Consider the following 15,747-nt stretch of genomic DNA (forward strand, 5'->3'; position numbering starts at 1 on the left):
GAGCGACTCCTTAACGATCTTTCGGGTCGAGGGCATCACGCAGGCCATCGCCGATAAAGTTAAAACAGAACAGCGTAATCACCAGGAAGCCTGCCGGGAACAGCAGCAGCCACGGTGATACCTCCATGGAGTTCGCACCATCACTCAGCAATGCGCCCCAGCTGCTCAAAGGCTCCTGCGTGCCGAGGCCCAGGAAGCTCAGGAAAGATTCGAACAGGATCATACTTGGTACCAGCAGCGAGGCGTAAACCACCACCACGCCCAGTACGTTCGGCACGATGTGACGCAGAACGATGTTAATCGTAGAAACACCGCCCACGTGAGCCGCTTCGATAAACTCTTTGCGTTTCAGGCTCAGGGTCTGGCCGCGCACGATACGCGCCATATCCAGCCAGGACACCATACCGATAGCCACGAAGATAAGCAGGATGTTTTGCCCGAAGAAAGTCACCAGCAGAATAACGAAGAACATGAACGGGAAGGAGTTCAGGATCTCCAGCAGGCGCATCATTACGGAGTCGATTTTACCGCCGAGATAACCGGCCAGGCAGCCGTAAAGCGTCCCAACGATTACCGCAACCAGCGCAGCAGAAATACCGACCATCAGGGAGATACGCCCCCCGATAGCCACGCGCACCAGCAAATCACGGCCCGAAGAGTCAGTACCGAAGTAGTGCCCGGACGCCAGATCGGGTGCGGCCGACATCATGCCCCAGTCGGTATCAAAGTAGCTAAACTGCGACAGGAGCGGCGCAAACGCCACGAACAAAGCAATCACCGTCAGTACGAACAGGCTGGTGATCGCCGCGCGGTTATGGATAAAACGGCGACGCGCATCCTGCCAAAGGCTACGGCCTTCAACTTCCAGTTTTTCACTGAAGTTTTCCAGCGCCTCGCTGTTTTTCTTAGTCAACATTATGGCCACTCCAGCTTAGTAACGGATTTTCGGGTCGATGACGGCATACAGCACGTCGACCACCGCGTTGAACAGAATCGTCAGCGCACCGACCAGAATGGTCAGGCTGAGAACCAGTGAATAGTCACGGTTCAGCGCCCCGTTAACAAACAGCTGTCCGATACCCGGCAAGCCATAAATCGTTTCAATAACCATGGAGCCAGTGATGATCCCAACGAATGCAGGCCCGAGGTACGACAGTACCGGCAGCAGTGCTGGCTTCAGGGCATGACGCAGCACAATACGACGCATCGGCAGGCCTTTAGCGCGCGCGGTGCGGATAAAGTTAGAGTGCAGGACTTCAATCATTGAACCGCGGGTAATACGCGCGATGCTGGCAATGTAAGCCAGAGACAGCGCGATCATCGGCAGTATCATGTACTTCGGCGCGCCCCCGTTCCAGCCGCCACCGGGCAGCCATTTGAGGGTAATCGCGAAGACCAGAACCAGCAACGGAGCCACCACGAAGCTGGGAATGACCACCCCCGTCATGGCAAAGCCCATTACCGTGTAATCCCATTTCGTGTTTTGATTCAGCGCCGCAACCACGCCCGCCGTTACGCCCAGCACAATGGCAAAGATGAAGGCGGCTGCGCCTAATTTAGCGGAAACCGGGAAGCTTGAAGCAACCAGGTCATTGACTGAATAGTCTTTGTATTTAAATGACGGGCCAAAATCCCCGTGCGCCAGCTGTTTTAAATAGCTGAAGTATTGGGTGGTTATCGGATCGTTCAGGTGATACTTCGCTTCGATGTTCGCCATTACTTCTGGCGGCAGCGTACGTTCGCCGGTAAAAGGGCTCCCCGGTGCGAGACGCATCATAAAGAAGGAGATCGTTATAAGAATAAAGAGTGTCGGAATTGCTTCCAGACAACGACGTAGAATAAATTTCAACATTGCCCGTACCTTCTGGCCTGTGCCTTTGCAGTGCGATGTAAATAAGACACGATGGGGCAGAACTTAGCCACTGGCCAAAAGCCGGTGAGCCCTGCCCCACGAATTGCCATTAATGTTTGATAATGTACAAGTCACGTACGTAGACATTATCCATCGGGTCTTTACCGGTGTAACCACCCACCCACGGCTTAACCAGACGGGCGTTAACGTAGTAGTAAACCGGCACGATGGCTGAGTCTTTATCAAGCTGTTGCTCAGCTTTCTCATACAGCGCGGTACGCTGTGCTTCATCGGTCACTTTCAGGGTGTCGGCAATGATTTTATCGAACGCCGGGCTCTTATAGTGCGCGGTGTTGTTAGAGCTGTCGGACAGCATGGTGTTCAGGAAGGAAGTCGGTTCGTTGTAGTCCGCACACCAGCCAGCACGCGCCACGTCGAAGGTACCCTGATGACGGGTATCCAGGAAGGTTTTCCACTCCTGGTTTTCCAGCTTGACGTTCACACCCAGGTTTTTCTGCCAGATAGACGCCACGGCGATAGCCAGCTTCTTGTGCAGATCTGAGGTGTTGTACAGCAGGTTGAAGGTCAGCGGCTTGTCTTTGGTGTAACCCGCTTCGGCCAGCAGTTTTTTGGCTTCTTCGTTACGTTTGTCCTGAGACCAGGTGAACCACTCTGGCGGGGTCAGTTTCGCGCCATCGGTGTAAGGTGGGGTGTAACCATAAGCAGGCAGATCGCCCTGGTTTTTCACTTTGTTCACGATGATGTCACGATCCAGGCCCAGCTTCAGAGCAGCACGTACGCGAGGATCGGTAAACGGTGCTTTCTGGTTGTTGATCTCGTAGTAGTAGGTGCACAGGTACGGATCGGCGTGAACTTCAGTTGGGATTTCTTTTTTCAGTTTCTGGAACAGCTCAATCGGCAGGTTGTTGTACGTCATGTCGATTTCACCGCTGCGGTAGCGGTTTACGTCTGTTACTTCAGAAGAGATTGGCAGGTAGGTGACCTGGTTAATCACGGTTTTCGCGTTATTCCAGTAGTTGGTGTTACGCACCAGAACGATACGTTCGTTCACCACCCAATCTTTTAATTTGTATGCACCGTTGGTCACGATGTTAGCAGGCTGGGTCCACTTGTCGCCGAATTTCTCAACGGTGGCTTTCGGCACTGGAGATACGGATGGGTGAACCAGCAGCTTATAGAAGTAAGGAACCGGCTCGCTCAGCGTGACTTCCAGAGTGTGGTCATCGATGGCTTTCACGCCCAGATCGCTGGTCGGCTTCTTACCGGCAATAATATCGTCGATATTCGCAAGGTGGCCGTACTGCAGATAGCTGGAGTAAGGCGAAGCGGTTTTCGGGTCAGCCAGGCGCTGCCAGCTGTATACGAAGTCCTGTGCAGTCACAGGGTCGCCGTTGGACCATTTGGCGTCTTTACGCAGATGGAAAGTCCAGACTTTAAAGTCTTTGTTATCCCATGATTCTGCCACGCCCGGAGACGGGTGGCCCTGCAGGTCGCTTACCAGCAGACCTTCAAACAGGTCACGGCTGATGTTTGACTCTGGCACGCCTTCGATTTTGTGCGGATCAAGAGATTGTGGTTCTGAGCCGTTGTTACGAACCAGATCTTGTTTCTCTGCCAATTGCACACCGGCCGGGACGTCCGCCGCCATAGCGACATTGCCGGCAATAAGCGCAGTTAAAATGCCTGCTGCAATCAGGCTTTTTTTAGTGATATTTGTCATTGTGTTGGTACTCCACTCATTATAATTACCGGCCCGAAAGCCAGCCTCTTCCCCTAGGGGTCCCTTACAGCGCAGGAGCGTTAAGCGTCCGTACGGGATGCTGCTTTTACTTCTCGCTATCACCGACTTTATTTTCGGGCCGTTCTCTAATGACGGCCTCATTACGTCGATTCTGTTCTACCGCCGATTGCGTGTTCGACGGCCATTAATCTTTTTATTCCGCTGGTAATGATGACGCGGCGTAATCAAACTCATCTGCAAAATAAACGTTTTTCAGCGAATTGTTTTGCCCGGAAAGTATCAAAAGCGTCACATACCCGCCAATACAATTTGCAAATTTGTTAACCATTTCTCCTTTATGGAGAGAATGTGGGGAAAGCGATGCGTGACAGGGCCCAGAGAAAACTCAATCATGATCTTGATAATCATGGAGTTAACCTGATATCACCGCACTGGAAGGGAGGTCAGTCTCTTACCCGCTTCATCACTCACAAAAAATTAACAATTGATTATTTTTTAGCACATTCCTCTGCGGGAAGGCATGAATTACTAATATCATCTCAATAAACCCGCAGCAAGCCTGATTGCGTAACGGCAGCGAAATATCATTTCGATCGCCACTTTTCTGTACAACATGTTACAAGGTCAACCGCTAATGTACGGTTTTCCAAAGCATTTTCTTATGAAAGATTCGCATTTGCTTTTGCGAAAATGAGGGCAAGACGAGGAGGCGTTTTTCTCTACAGAAAGAAAAAAAGCAGAAGAGAGATTCTGCTTTTTCATTTGAAAGTGGCAGCGGAATTAACTTAACAATCCAGGGAAGATAGCTTTCATTCCGGTGACAATAAATTCGATACCGAGCGCCATCAGCAAAAGCCCCATGATACGGGTGATCACGTTGATACCCGTTTGCCCCAGCATACGAACGAGCCACGGCGCAATTCGGAACAGCAACCAGCAGCAGAAGGCAAACAGCGCAATGGCGAGAGAGAAGCCCAGCAGATGCCCCCAGTTATGGTAGCGGCTCCCCCAAACGATGGTCGAACTGATGGCCCCCGGCCCCGCCATCAGCGGCAAAGCCAGCGGCACAACGCCGACGCTTTCACGAATGGCGCTCTCAGACTTTTCTTGCTTATTCTGCTTATCCTCACCCAGCTTGCCGCTTATCATCGACATCGCAATAGTGACCACCAGAATACCGCCAGCGATACGGAATGAGTCTATAGAGATACCAAAGACTTGCAGAATGCCGTCACCCAAAAAGAGTGAAGTCCAGAGAATAATTGCCACGGACAGATTGGCCGTGAGGTTGGTTTTATTTCTCGCCGCCGCAGTCTGGTAACTGGTCATACTAATAAAAACGGGAATAATCCCTACCGGGTTGACCAGGGCAAACATCCCGATAAAGAACTTAATATAGGTTGGCAGGTCGAAAATGGATTGAGCCACGCAAAACTCCGCAAATGAACAAAGCAAAATCAGGCGTAATGTAATGGAAAAACACCCCCGCCGCTACGCTATTTCCCTGCGCAATCGACGTCTGCAGCAAGTAATTTTAGCGCAATGACGAACTGTTACCCGAATGTTGAATTTGTGGTACTTTGTTTCGACGTTGCTGTGACTAACTTTTTAAAGATTTATCAACCACCTGGATAGCGCCTGCTGAATGGTGTCAGCATGAAATAGTTGTGATTTGGATCACGAAAAAGCTACTCAGAAGTGGGTACTCTTGGACACATCTGAAGAGCAGGTTTTCCACTAACACGGCTTATTCAGATGAGGCTCTTTTAGTAAATCAGCGCATGAATCCAGGTATTTAGTACGGTGCCGTTTCGTCTTAAACACGCATTCTGTGGCTGCTGACTATACTGTCGACTCGCGCAGCTTATTTACTAAAAGAGTTTAACATTATCAGGAGAGCATTATGGCTGTAACTAATGTCGCGGAACTGAACGCCCTCGTCGAGCGCGTAAAGAAAGCCCAGCGTGAATATGCCAACTTTACTCAAGAGCAAGTCGATAAGATCTTCCGTGCTGCCGCCCTGGCCGCTGCCGACGCTCGAATCCCCCTGGCTAAATTAGCCGTCGCCGAATCCGGTATGGGTATCGTCGAAGATAAAGTGATTAAAAACCACTTCGCTTCCGAATATATCTATAACGCTTATAAAGATGAGAAAACCTGTGGTGTGCTGTCTGAAGATCATACCTTCGGTACCATCACTATCGCTGAACCTATCGGCATCATCTGCGGTATCGTGCCAACCACTAACCCAACGTCTACCGCTATCTTCAAATCTTTGATCAGCCTGAAGACCCGTAACGCCATCATCTTCTCGCCACACCCACGCGCTAAAGATGCGACCAACAAAGCAGCAGACATCGTGCTGCAGGCTGCTATCGCTGCCGGTGCACCAAAAGATCTGATCGGTTGGATCGACCAGCCTTCCGTAGAACTGTCTAACGCCCTGATGCACCACCCGGATATCAATATGATCCTGGCGACCGGTGGCCCAGGCATGGTTAAAGCAGCTTACAGCTCCGGTAAACCTGCTATCGGCGTTGGCGCCGGTAACACCCCGGTTGTGGTTGACGAAACCGCAGACATCAAACGTGTTGTTGCTTCCATTCTGATGTCCAAAACCTTCGATAACGGCGTTATATGTGCTTCCGAGCAGTCCGTCATCGTTGTTGACTCTGCTTATAACGCAGTGCGTGAACGTTTCGCTACCCACGGCGGCTACCTGCTGCAGGGTAAAGAGCTGAAAGCCGTGCAGGACATCATCCTGAAAAATGGCGCGCTGAACGCTGCTATCGTCGGTCAGCCAGCCACCAAAATTGCTGAACTGGCCGGGTTCACCGTACCAGCAGACACCAAAATCCTCATCGGCGAAGTGTCCGTTGTCGACGAGTCTGAACCTTTCGCTCACGAAAAACTGTCTCCGACGCTGGCCATGTACCGTGCCAAGAACTTCGAAGACGCCGTCATCAAAGCGGAAAAACTGGTTGAGATGGGCGGCATCGGCCATACCTCTTGCCTGTACACTGACCAGGACAACCAGCCTGAGCGCGTTAAGTTCTTCGGCGACAAAATGAAGACCGCACGTATTCTGATTAACACCCCGGCTTCTCAGGGGGGTATCGGCGACCTGTATAACTTCAAGCTGGCCCCTTCCCTGACGCTGGGTTGTGGTTCATGGGGTGGTAACTCCATCTCTGAAAACGTGGGTCCTAAGCACCTGATCAACAAGAAAACCGTTGCTAAGCGAGCTGAGAACATGTTGTGGCATAAACTTCCGAAATCTATCTACTTCCGCCGTGGCTCCCTGCCAATTGCGCTGGACGAAGTGATTACTGATGGCCACAAACGTGCGCTGATCGTGACCGACCGCTTCCTGTTCAACAACGGCTATGCGGACCAGATCACTTCCGTGCTGAAAGCCTCTGGTGTCGAAACCGAAGTCTTCTTTGAGGTTGAAGCTGACCCAACGCTGACCGTTGTTCGCAAAGGCGCAGAGCTGGCAAACTCCTTCAAACCAGACGTTATCATCGCGCTGGGCGGCGGCTCCCCGATGGATGCAGCCAAAATCATGTGGGTGATGTACGAACACCCGGAAACCCACTTCGAAGAACTGGCGCTGCGCTTTATGGACATCCGTAAACGTATCTACAAGTTCCCGAAAATGGGCGTAAAAGCGAAGATGATTGCGGTGACCACCACGTCCGGTACCGGTTCTGAAGTCACACCGTTTGCGGTTGTTACCGACGATGCTACCGGCCAGAAATACCCGCTGGCTGACTATGCGCTGACCCCAGATATGGCGATTGTTGATGCCAACCTGGTGATGGATATGCCTAAGTCGCTCTGCGCCTTCGGCGGTCTGGATGCGGTGACCCACGCGCTGGAAGCTTACGTTTCCGTCCTGGCAAGCGAATTCTCTGACGGCCAGGCTCTGCAAGCGCTGAAACTGCTGAAAGAAAACCTGCCAGCTTCCTATAATGAAGGCTCTAAAAATCCGGTTGCCCGCGAGCGCGTTCACAACGCAGCGACTATCGCCGGCATCGCGTTTGCAAACGCCTTCCTGGGCGTGTGTCACTCAATGGCGCACAAGCTGGGTTCTCAGTTCCACATTCCTCACGGTCTGGCAAACGCCCTGCTTATCTCCAACGTTATCCGCTATAACGCGAATGACAACCCAACCAAGCAGACTGCTTTCAGCCAGTACGACCGCCCACAGGCGCGTCGCCGCTACGCTGAAATCGCTGACCATCTGGGTCTGACCGCAGCGGGTGACCGTACCGCGGCTAAGATCGAGAAACTGCTGGCATGGCTGGATTCTATCAAGGCTGAACTGGGTATTCCTAAGTCCATCCGCGAAGCGGGCGTACAGGAAGCAGACTTCCTGGCACACGTCGACAAACTGTCTGAAGATGCGTTTGATGACCAGTGTACCGGGGCTAACCCACGCTATCCGCTGATTTCTGAGCTGAAACAGATTCTGCTGGATACCTACTACGGCCGTGAGTACGTAGAAGGTGCAGCGGCTAAAGAAGCCGCACCTGCAGCAAAAGCTGACAAAAAAGCGAAGAAAACCGCTTAATCATTAGCTCTTAAAACACAAAACCCGCCTCATTCTGGCGGGTTTTTTTATGCGTGGACGCTTTGTACAAGCCGCTATAGCACGCTTAATGCAGGGGCAATGGAGTTACCCCTCTTTTAAATTAACTGCCCTGCATCTCTTGCAGAGAGCCTTTAATTAACGCTTCTTTATAATGTTTACGGCAAACCGAGACGTAACGTTCATTGCCGCCGATCACCACCTGCTCGCCTTCATTATAAGGACGCCCTTCCCGATCGAGACGAAGCACCATGCTTGCTTTACGCCCGCAAAAACAAATCGTTTTCAGCTCAACCAGCTTATCTGACAGCGCCAGCAGATACTGGCTGCCGCTGAATAACTCACCGCGGAAATCCGTACGCAGGCCGTAGCATAAGACGGGGATATCAAGCTCATCGACAACGTCAGATAAAGCATAAACCTGTTCTTTAGATAAGAACTGGCTTTCATCCACCAGCACGCAGTGCACGGGCGCAGATTGCTGCTCTGCACGAATGTCGGCATACAGGTCTGTTGTCGCGTTATAAAGCTTTGCAGGAGACGACAGCCCAATACGCGAACTGACTTTTCCCACACCAAAACGATTATCTATCTCTGCTGTATACACCAACGTGCGCATCCCTCTTTCCTGGTAATTCCACGAGGATTGAAGCAGCGCGGTCGATTTTCCCGCATTCATTGCTGAGTAGTAAAAATAGAGTTGAGCCATTGCACCTGTAGCCTGAATCAAAAGTGTAAATTATGTTTCGGCGGATTGTACCACACTGTACGGCGTCGGTGGATTGCCGATTACCTTGCTAAACATCCGGGTTAATGGCATCAGATATATTAATAAATCCTGCTTATACAGCGGGTAATAGTTGTATACGTGAAGATATGGAACCGCCACGGCAGAAGCCTTCCCGCACGTTTAACGCGCTCTCATGAAATTATTTAGCAGCTCAATTATTATAAATTGTAAACAGCCTGCAGTGGTCATAAACATTAATACCATCGCCCGATATTTGATGATTAATGCAAAATTTCTCTCTTTTTCTGCCTGCAACAAACCCTTTTGATGCCAGGGTTGTTGTCTAAAATTTGAGTCTTAAAGTGCCATTTCGCGTGCCCTGGGAGCCAGAAATTAAGTTAACGGTATTTAAACCGCCGCATATATATCAGCAAATTTTGAATTCCTTACATTCACGGCTATTGCAGAACTTAATATAACGCTCTATTATTAGCTCAAACGTCACCCCCCCAATAATAAGTTTGAGATTACTACAATGAGCGAAGCACTTAAAATTCTGAACAACATCCGTACTCTTCGTGCCCAGGCAAGAGAATGCACCCTGGAAACTCTGGAAGAGATGCTGGAAAAATTAGAAGTTGTAGTTAACGAACGTCGTGAAGAAGAAAACGCGGCAGCCGCTGAAGTTGAAGAGCGCACTCGTAAACTGCAGCAGTACCGTGAAATGCTGATTGCTGACGGTATTGACCCTAATGAACTGCTGAACAGCATTGCTGCTGTTAAATCTGCAGGTAAAGCAAAACGCGCAGCGCGTCCTGCTAAATACCAGTACATCGACGAAAACGGCGAAACTAAAACCTGGACCGGCCAGGGTCGTACGCCAGCAGTTATCAAGAAAGCAATGGATGAGCAAGGTAAGAAGCTGGAAGACTTCCTGCTGTAATCCTCTCAGTGCTGCTTATTAAGATCCCGCTCCGGCGGGATTTTTTATTTCTGACGATCTTCACTTTTCTGTCCCGCCATACCCTTGCCTCAGCAAAACAATCATAAAACAGCTTATTTTTCTTTATTAACGAATCGACTAAATATTTTAGATACAATACCTGTCCTTAAGTACAGTTAATTTCGCTCGCTAATCATCGGGTTAACCCTGCAATGGATTTATCTGACTTTGAGATAATCCTTTTCCTGGATGTATATACTCCATTAGCGTTATCAACAAAAAATGAGACATTACGCAAAGAGTTGAATCCACGCCTGGCATAATGGTTAACCCGGTATACAACCCTCACTCAGGGTGATTATTGAGCCTGCCTTATGTTCGTTTTATCCTCCCTTAAGTAACGCACGACACATTTACTTATCGACTCCACTAAGGCGTTTTATTACTGCCGCCGCCATCCCAATATCGACGTAAACAACCCCTGGGTCATTTTAATCACCATATCATCCTGCGTTTACCGACCAACACGCCCAATGGTCAAATAATGAACGCCACATATTCGTTCCCGGCTGCATTAAAGACAGCGGCTGGCCGTCTCCAGCAAAAACATACCTCGAGGCAGGCTAAAATACCGCGCAGAAACGCAGCTGAGCGGATTTAAGGAGTCAGGGAGAATACCAGAGAGGAAACGTGACCGGCAGCGTACAGGCTTGCTGAAAGCGCTACCGTGCCGGTCACCTTAAATAACCAGGGGGGTTATTTAGACGATATTAATAGATGCACCGCGACCGATGGCGTAATAGACAAAACCGCGCTTGTTGAGTCTTTCAGGATCATAAAGGTTACGACCATCAAAGATAACCGGCTGCTTCAGCGACTTCTTCATCAGATCGAAATCCGGCGCCTTGAAGCTCTGCCATTCGGTACAGACAATTAACGCGTCAGCGCCCTGTAGGGCAGCCTCTTTGGTCCCCATCAGCCTTAAATCGCCGCGGTGGCCATAAATGCGCTGCGTTTCGTCCATCGCTTCAGGATCGTAGGCCTGTACTTCGGCCCCACGTTCCCAAAGCGCTTCGATCAGCACCCGGCTGGACGCTTCTCGCATATCGTCCGTGTTCGGCTTGAAGGAAAGTCCCCAAAGTGCGAAGGTCTTACCTTTCAAATCTTCACCGAAGTGGCGAATCACAAACTCTGGCAGTTTCTGCTTCTGGGCGTAGTTAACCTCTTCCACAGCCTGCAGAATACGTGGCGTGTAGCCAATCTGCTCAGCGGTGCGAATCAGCGCCTGTACGTCTTTAGGGAAGCATGAACCGCCATAGCCGCAGCCTGGGTAGATAAAGCTGTAGCCGATACGGGAGTCGGAGCCGATCCCCATGCGCACTTTTTCAACGTCAGCCCCAAGCCGCTCGGCCAGGTTAGCAATTTCGTTCATGAAGCTGATTTTGGTTGCCAGCATGCAGTTGGCCGCATATTTGGTCAGCTCTGCGCTGCGGATATCCATCAGAATCATACGATCGTGATTGCGGTTAAACGGCTCATACAGCTCACGGAGCAGGTCAACAACCTCTTCGTTATCCGTCCCGATGACGATGCGTTCAGGACGCATACAGTCGGCAACCGCCGCACCTTCTTTCAGGAACTCCGGGTTAGAAACCACATCAAAGTTAATCTCCAGCCCGCGAGATTTGAGGGTTTCTTCCATCACCGCACGCACTTTATCCGCCGTGCCAACAGGTACCGTTGATTTGTCGATAACGACTTTATGCGAATCCATATACTGCGCGATGGTGCGCGCAACGGCAGTCACATATTTCAGGTCAGCGGATCCGTCTTCATCAGGAGGTGTCCCCACGGCAATATAGTGCATTTCGCCATGGTTAACGCCTTCTTCAGCGTTGGTGCTGAACTGCAGGCGCCCTTCTTCATAATTCTTCTTTACCAATGGCGCAAGGCCTGGCTCAAAGATAGGGATTTCACCTTTTTTAAGGTTTTCCACTTTCTTTGCGTCTACGTCGATGCACATGACATCGTGCCCTACATCCGCGAGCACGGCGGCCTGGACCAGGCCAACGTAGCCAATACCAAATACGGTAACTTTCATCTTACCATCCTGCGTTGAATTGACTTATTTCTTCGCGCCAACGGTGGCTTCAAGCCAGGTTTTAAAATCTTCACCCAGCGTTTTATGACGAATACCGTACTCAACAAACGCCTGCATATAGCCTAGCTTGTTGCCGCAATCGTGGCTCACGCCCTTCATGTGGTAAGCCTCAACGGTCTCTTTATCCATCAGCATGGCAATAGAGTCGGTGAGCTGAATTTCATCACCTGCGCCTGGAGGGGTTTTAGCCAACAGCGGCCAGATGTCCGCGCTCAGCACATAGCGTCCTACAACGGCCAGGTTTGACGGCGCAACGTCCGCTTTTGGCTTCTCAACGATGCCGACCATCGGCACGCTGTCACCGGCAGAGAGCGATGCACCCTGGCAGTCAACCACGCCGTAGGCGGTCACATCGGCAACAGGTTCAACCATGATTTGGCTGTTTCCGGTCACATCGAAGCGGCGAATCATTTCCGCCAGGTTGTCCTGGGAAAGATCGGACTCAAATTCGTCCAGAATAACGTCCGGCAGGATAACGGCGACAGGCTCATCGCCCACAACCGGGTGTGCACACATCACGGCATGGCCCAGGCCTTTCGCCAGACCCTGACGTACCTGCATAATGGTGACGTGCGGAGGGCAGATAGACTGAACTTCTTCCAGAAGCTGACGCTTAACGCGCTTCTCAAGCATCGCTTCCAGTTCAAAACTGGTATCGAAGTGGTTTTCGATGGAGTTCTTCGAAGAGTGGGTCACCAGGACGATTTCAGTAATACCGGCGGCGATACACTCATTAACGACATACTGAATCAGCGGCTTATCAACCAGCGGCAGCATCTCTTTTGGAATTGCCTTTGTTGCCGGCAACATGCGCGTTCCCAATCCCGCAACCGGGATAACAGCTTTAGTTACTTTAGAATTAATGGCAGCCATTGAAAAAACCTCCAGGACTGTTCAAGTTTCACACTTGTCGTCAATTTAAAAACGCGGTTGAGTATATCAGCTTAAAAACAAAAACCGCCCCACGTTTACCCCGGCAGCGGCTAATTTAAGACAAATACGATTAAGTTGGTCGCGATATTACCACCGCCCGAGAGCCAGGAAAAAAGCTAAATGTAATCAGTTGTTCCGTTGTTTATTCTGCAGACAACATCAGCCGTAAACGCCCACCAGAGCCCCAGACCTGGCACTGCCACGCCTCGCACCGCTGGCTGATTTGATTGAGGTACGCGTTGCCGAGCGTCCCCAGCGGAACGCCGTTGCTGACCTGAATTTGGTGCTCGCCGGTATTTAACGTGGCGTTAAGTCCGGCAGAAACAAGAATGAGGTTTTTTAAACCGCTGTGATAATAACCAACAATCAGCGGAAATTGCCCGCTCAGGTTTGCCTGTCGCAATAGCTGATTGACCTGTTTAAGTAAATTACCCAATTCCGGCAAACGCTGCCCATGATGGGAAAGTTGTTCCTGTAGCAGCCCGTTGAATAACGCTCGTAACAACAGCGCGGCTAATACACCGTTATCTCCGGCGCGGGTAACGTCGAGACAATAAAATGCCAGGTCATTATCTGAAAGTGGTGCAATATCGAGCACCAGGCCTGGCTGATCGACCGATATTAATTGACGATAATTTATTCGACAACGGGATATAACCTGCTGCACCGGCGGCTGAAGTTCCTGCAACAGCTTTGAGGCCGCCTGAGGATCCCGCGCCAGCGCATCCCAGTCCTGAAACAGGCGCTCCTCCTCTTCGACCCGCGAATTAAACATCGTCGGATAGATACAGGACAACACCGTCTCTTTTAATCGATTAAGATCTTTAATTGGTTTCAGCAAAACGTCCTGCACGCCAAGCCGTAAAGCCTGGGCGATATCGGACATATTTTCTGTCGCGGAAATGACTAAAATGGGCGTCTGGTTACCTTCATTACGCAGGTGCTCTACCAGCTCAAGGCCGTTCATTCTCGGCATCGCCAGATCGCAAATCAGAAGGTCCGGCACCGCCTGCCCCAGCTTTTCGAGCGCGTCTTTACCATCCCAGGCAAGCAGCGTTCCCGCCCCAAGGGAAGTCAGATAACTGTCCAGCAGGGAGCGGAAAACGGGCTCGTCTTCAACAATGAGGATTTGTTTTCCTTCCAGCGGGTAACTCATGCGTTTTCCTCTGCCTGGCAATAATTCAATAGTGGCACGGTATCGCAACGAGCGCCTGTCAGAAATCGTTTAAGTACAAACTTAAACATGTGTACGAACCAGAGGTAATAGCTCATCCATTTTTTTCTCAACCGCCAGACTGCCCGCCGCAATAGCTTCTGAGGCGCGGTGAAAGTCAAGCGTAGAGATTTGCGGGCAAAACGGTTGCAGAAGGATATCAGGAGGATCGCCAGCCATTCGGTTGCGCTTAAGACGATTTTCCAGCACCTGAATAGAGGTCGTCATGATTTCCATCGCGGTCGGCGTCACGTTAGCCCGGCGATGCGTCATTTTCCCCAGACGCTCGCGCAGGCGGCCGCGCCAGGAAGTAGCCTGCGCCAACGGCTCATCGGCCGATGGCGTCATGTTCACCGACAGCAAATCTTGCTGCATCAGGTGCGCGTCATGCTGCAAATCTACCGCAATAACGATATCCGCGCCCAGGGCACGAGTCAGGGAAATCGGCACAGGATTAACTATCGCTCCGTCCACCAGCCAGTAACCATTATGAGCAACCGGCGACAAAAGCCCCGGCATGCTGCAAGAGGCGCGAATAGCCTGATGTAAATCGCCGTCGGTAAACCACAGCTCTCGCCCGGTGCTGAGGTTGGTCGCCACGGCGCCAAATCTCAGGCCGCAGCCTTCAATAGCCGTTTCCGGGATGATTTTACGAACGTTGTTGAATACGCGCTCACCGCGAAGCAGGCCCCCGCGGCTCCAGGACAGGTCCATCAGACGCAGAACGTCCCAGTAGCTAAACGATCGTACCCAGCGTTCCATTACCGGCAACCGCTGGCTGGCATAGGCGGCACCGACCAGCGCGCCGACGGAACACCCTGCCACGACATCAATCTGGATCCCTGCTTTTTTTAACGCATTGATAACGCCAATGTGCGCCCATCCTTTTGCAGCACCCGACCCTAATGCCAGGCCGATCTTTACCTGTCTCATCACGCCTCGGTCAATCTTCCCCGGTAATCACTCCGTGACGCCAACGCCACTGCTCAGTTAACATAAGCGCTGCCGTAGTGTTATTGACGCCGTTTATTTTTTTCCTGGAGATGTAATGTTGCAACTTTGTCCCTGTGGCAGCGGTTTGGAGTATAGCTTATGTTGTCAGCCTTACCTAAGCGCCGGCCAGCATCCGCAACGCCCATCACAGCTTATGCGCTCTCGTTATACCGCTTTTGTGAAACAAGATGCCGACTATCTGGTATCGAGCTGGCATGAAAGCTGCCGCCGTCCGTCATTAAATTCAGAAATATCCAACGGTTTTGGCGAGACGGAATGGCTCGGCCTGACGATATACGAAGAGGCCGAAGGCAAAGATGCCCACGAAGGATACGTCAGTTTCGTTGCTCGTTTTCGTGAGAACGGCAAGCAAAGCGCCATCATTGAACGTTCCCGTTTCGTCAGGGAAAGCGGCCAATGGTATTATATCGACGGCCTCCGCCCGCAGTTCGGTCGTAATGACCCCTGCCCTTGCGGTTCAGGTAAAAAATATAAAAAATGCTGCGGGTGATAGCCTTCACTGCATAACAGCATTATTGTTTCGCAAACACCGTTCAACAGGATTT

Annotated in this window: 12 protein-coding genes; 3 read left to right on the forward strand and 9 right to left on the reverse strand. The window is 51.0% G+C overall.

The genetic code is table 11. The features are described from left to right. Window positions 1-10: 10 nt before the first annotated feature. The 4 genes from oppC to ACE38U_RS00230 all read right to left on the reverse strand — a co-directional run bounded on the left by oppC (window position 11) and on the right by ACE38U_RS00230 (window position 5,042). Window positions 11-919, reverse strand: coding sequence for an oligopeptide ABC transporter permease OppC (gene oppC, locus ACE38U_RS00215; protein ID WP_176983066.1), 909 nt, complete (start codon window positions 917-919; stop codon window positions 11-13). A gap of 12 nt (window positions 920-931) precedes the next feature. After that, on the reverse strand, window positions 932-1,852 hold the full coding sequence (oppB, locus tag ACE38U_RS00220; RefSeq protein ID WP_038482493.1) for an oligopeptide ABC transporter permease OppB: 921 nt from the start codon (window positions 1,850-1,852) through the stop codon (window positions 932-934). 109 nt (window positions 1,853-1,961) lie between these two features. Then, on the reverse strand, window positions 1,962-3,593 hold the full coding sequence (gene oppA / locus ACE38U_RS00225) for an oligopeptide ABC transporter substrate-binding protein OppA (protein WP_375528935.1): 1,632 nt from the start codon (window positions 3,591-3,593) through the stop codon (window positions 1,962-1,964). 801 nt (window positions 3,594-4,394) lie between these two features. Then, window positions 4,395-5,042 carry a YchE family NAAT transporter gene (locus ACE38U_RS00230; protein WP_176983057.1) on the reverse strand — a complete coding sequence of 216 codons (648 nt, stop codon included), beginning with the start codon at window positions 5,040-5,042 and terminating at the stop codon, window positions 4,395-4,397. 475 nt (window positions 5,043-5,517) lie between these two features. Here ACE38U_RS00230 and adhE point away from each other — a divergent pair, with 475 nt between their 5' ends. Next, entirely contained in the window at window positions 5,518-8,190 is a 2,673-nt protein-coding gene (gene adhE / locus ACE38U_RS00235) for a bifunctional acetaldehyde-CoA/alcohol dehydrogenase (protein WP_176983056.1), read from the forward strand. Between the two features lie 121 nt (window positions 8,191-8,311). Here the strand turns inward: adhE and tdk are convergent, their stop codons facing one another. Further along, window positions 8,312-8,917, reverse strand: a complete 606-nt coding sequence (gene tdk / locus ACE38U_RS00240) for a thymidine kinase (RefSeq protein WP_176983055.1) — start codon at window positions 8,915-8,917, stop codon at window positions 8,312-8,314. Between the two features lie 556 nt (window positions 8,918-9,473). On the opposite strand from tdk, the gene hns reads away from it, so the two are divergent. After that, entirely contained in the window at window positions 9,474-9,881 is a 408-nt protein-coding gene (gene hns, locus ACE38U_RS00245) for a histone-like nucleoid-structuring protein H-NS (protein WP_008454242.1), read from the forward strand. Window positions 9,882-10,641: 760 nt separating this feature from the next. On the opposite strand, the gene ACE38U_RS00250 is transcribed toward hns, so the two are convergent. The 4 genes from ACE38U_RS00250 to rssA all read right to left on the reverse strand — a co-directional run bounded on the left by ACE38U_RS00250 (window position 10,642) and on the right by rssA (window position 15,121). Beyond that, window positions 10,642-11,982, reverse strand: a complete 1,341-nt coding sequence (locus ACE38U_RS00250; RefSeq protein ID WP_038482478.1) for a UDP-glucose dehydrogenase family protein — start codon at window positions 11,980-11,982, stop codon at window positions 10,642-10,644. A gap of 24 nt (window positions 11,983-12,006) precedes the next feature. After that, complete coding sequence (galU, locus tag ACE38U_RS00255) at window positions 12,007-12,915, reverse strand: UTP--glucose-1-phosphate uridylyltransferase GalU (protein WP_038482476.1); 909 nt, start codon at window positions 12,913-12,915, stop codon at window positions 12,007-12,009. 202 nt (window positions 12,916-13,117) lie between these two features. Then, on the reverse strand, window positions 13,118-14,131 hold the full coding sequence (rssB, locus tag ACE38U_RS00260; RefSeq protein ID WP_038482473.1) for a two-component system response regulator RssB: 1,014 nt from the start codon (window positions 14,129-14,131) through the stop codon (window positions 13,118-13,120). Window positions 14,132-14,212: 81 nt separating this feature from the next. After that, window positions 14,213-15,121, reverse strand: a complete 909-nt coding sequence (gene rssA, locus ACE38U_RS00265) for a patatin-like phospholipase RssA (RefSeq protein WP_038482471.1) — start codon at window positions 15,119-15,121, stop codon at window positions 14,213-14,215. Between the two features lie 115 nt (window positions 15,122-15,236). Between rssA and ACE38U_RS00270 the strand changes: the two genes are divergently transcribed. Next, complete coding sequence (locus ACE38U_RS00270; protein ID WP_071843002.1) at window positions 15,237-15,692, forward strand: YchJ family protein; 456 nt, start codon at window positions 15,237-15,239, stop codon at window positions 15,690-15,692. Window positions 15,693-15,747 lie beyond the last annotated feature (55 nt).

This window comes from Cedecea selenatireducens (assembly GCF_042138895.1).
Taxonomy (GTDB): Bacteria; Pseudomonadota; Gammaproteobacteria; order Enterobacterales; family Enterobacteriaceae; genus Cedecea; species Cedecea selenatireducens.

Bases quoted from the DNA above. Each gene is read 5' to 3' on its own strand.
- oppB (WP_038482493.1), bottom strand. From the start codon at position 1,852: ATGTTGAAATTTATTCTACGTCGTTGTCTGGAAGCAATTCCGACACTC.
- oppA (WP_375528935.1), bottom strand. From the start codon at position 3,593: ATGACAAATATCACTAAAAAAAGCCTGATTGCAGCAGGCATTTTAACT.
- adhE (WP_176983056.1), top strand. From the start codon at position 5,518: ATGGCTGTAACTAATGTCGCGGAACTGAACGCCCTCGTCGAGCGCGTA.
- tdk (WP_176983055.1), bottom strand. From the start codon at position 8,917: ATGGCTCAACTCTATTTTTACTACTCAGCAATGAATGCGGGAAAATCG.
- hns (WP_008454242.1), top strand. From the start codon at position 9,474: ATGAGCGAAGCACTTAAAATTCTGAACAACATCCGTACTCTTCGTGCC.
- ACE38U_RS00250 (WP_038482478.1), bottom strand. From the start codon at position 11,982: ATGAAAGTTACCGTATTTGGTATTGGCTACGTTGGCCTGGTCCAGGCC.
- galU (WP_038482476.1), bottom strand. From the start codon at position 12,915: ATGGCTGCCATTAATTCTAAAGTAACTAAAGCTGTTATCCCGGTTGCG.
- rssB (WP_038482473.1), bottom strand. From the start codon at position 14,131: ATGAGTTACCCGCTGGAAGGAAAACAAATCCTCATTGTTGAAGACGAG.
- rssA (WP_038482471.1), bottom strand. From the start codon at position 15,121: ATGAGACAGGTAAAGATCGGCCTGGCATTAGGGTCGGGTGCTGCAAAA.
- ACE38U_RS00270 (WP_071843002.1), top strand. From the start codon at position 15,237: ATGTTGCAACTTTGTCCCTGTGGCAGCGGTTTGGAGTATAGCTTATGT.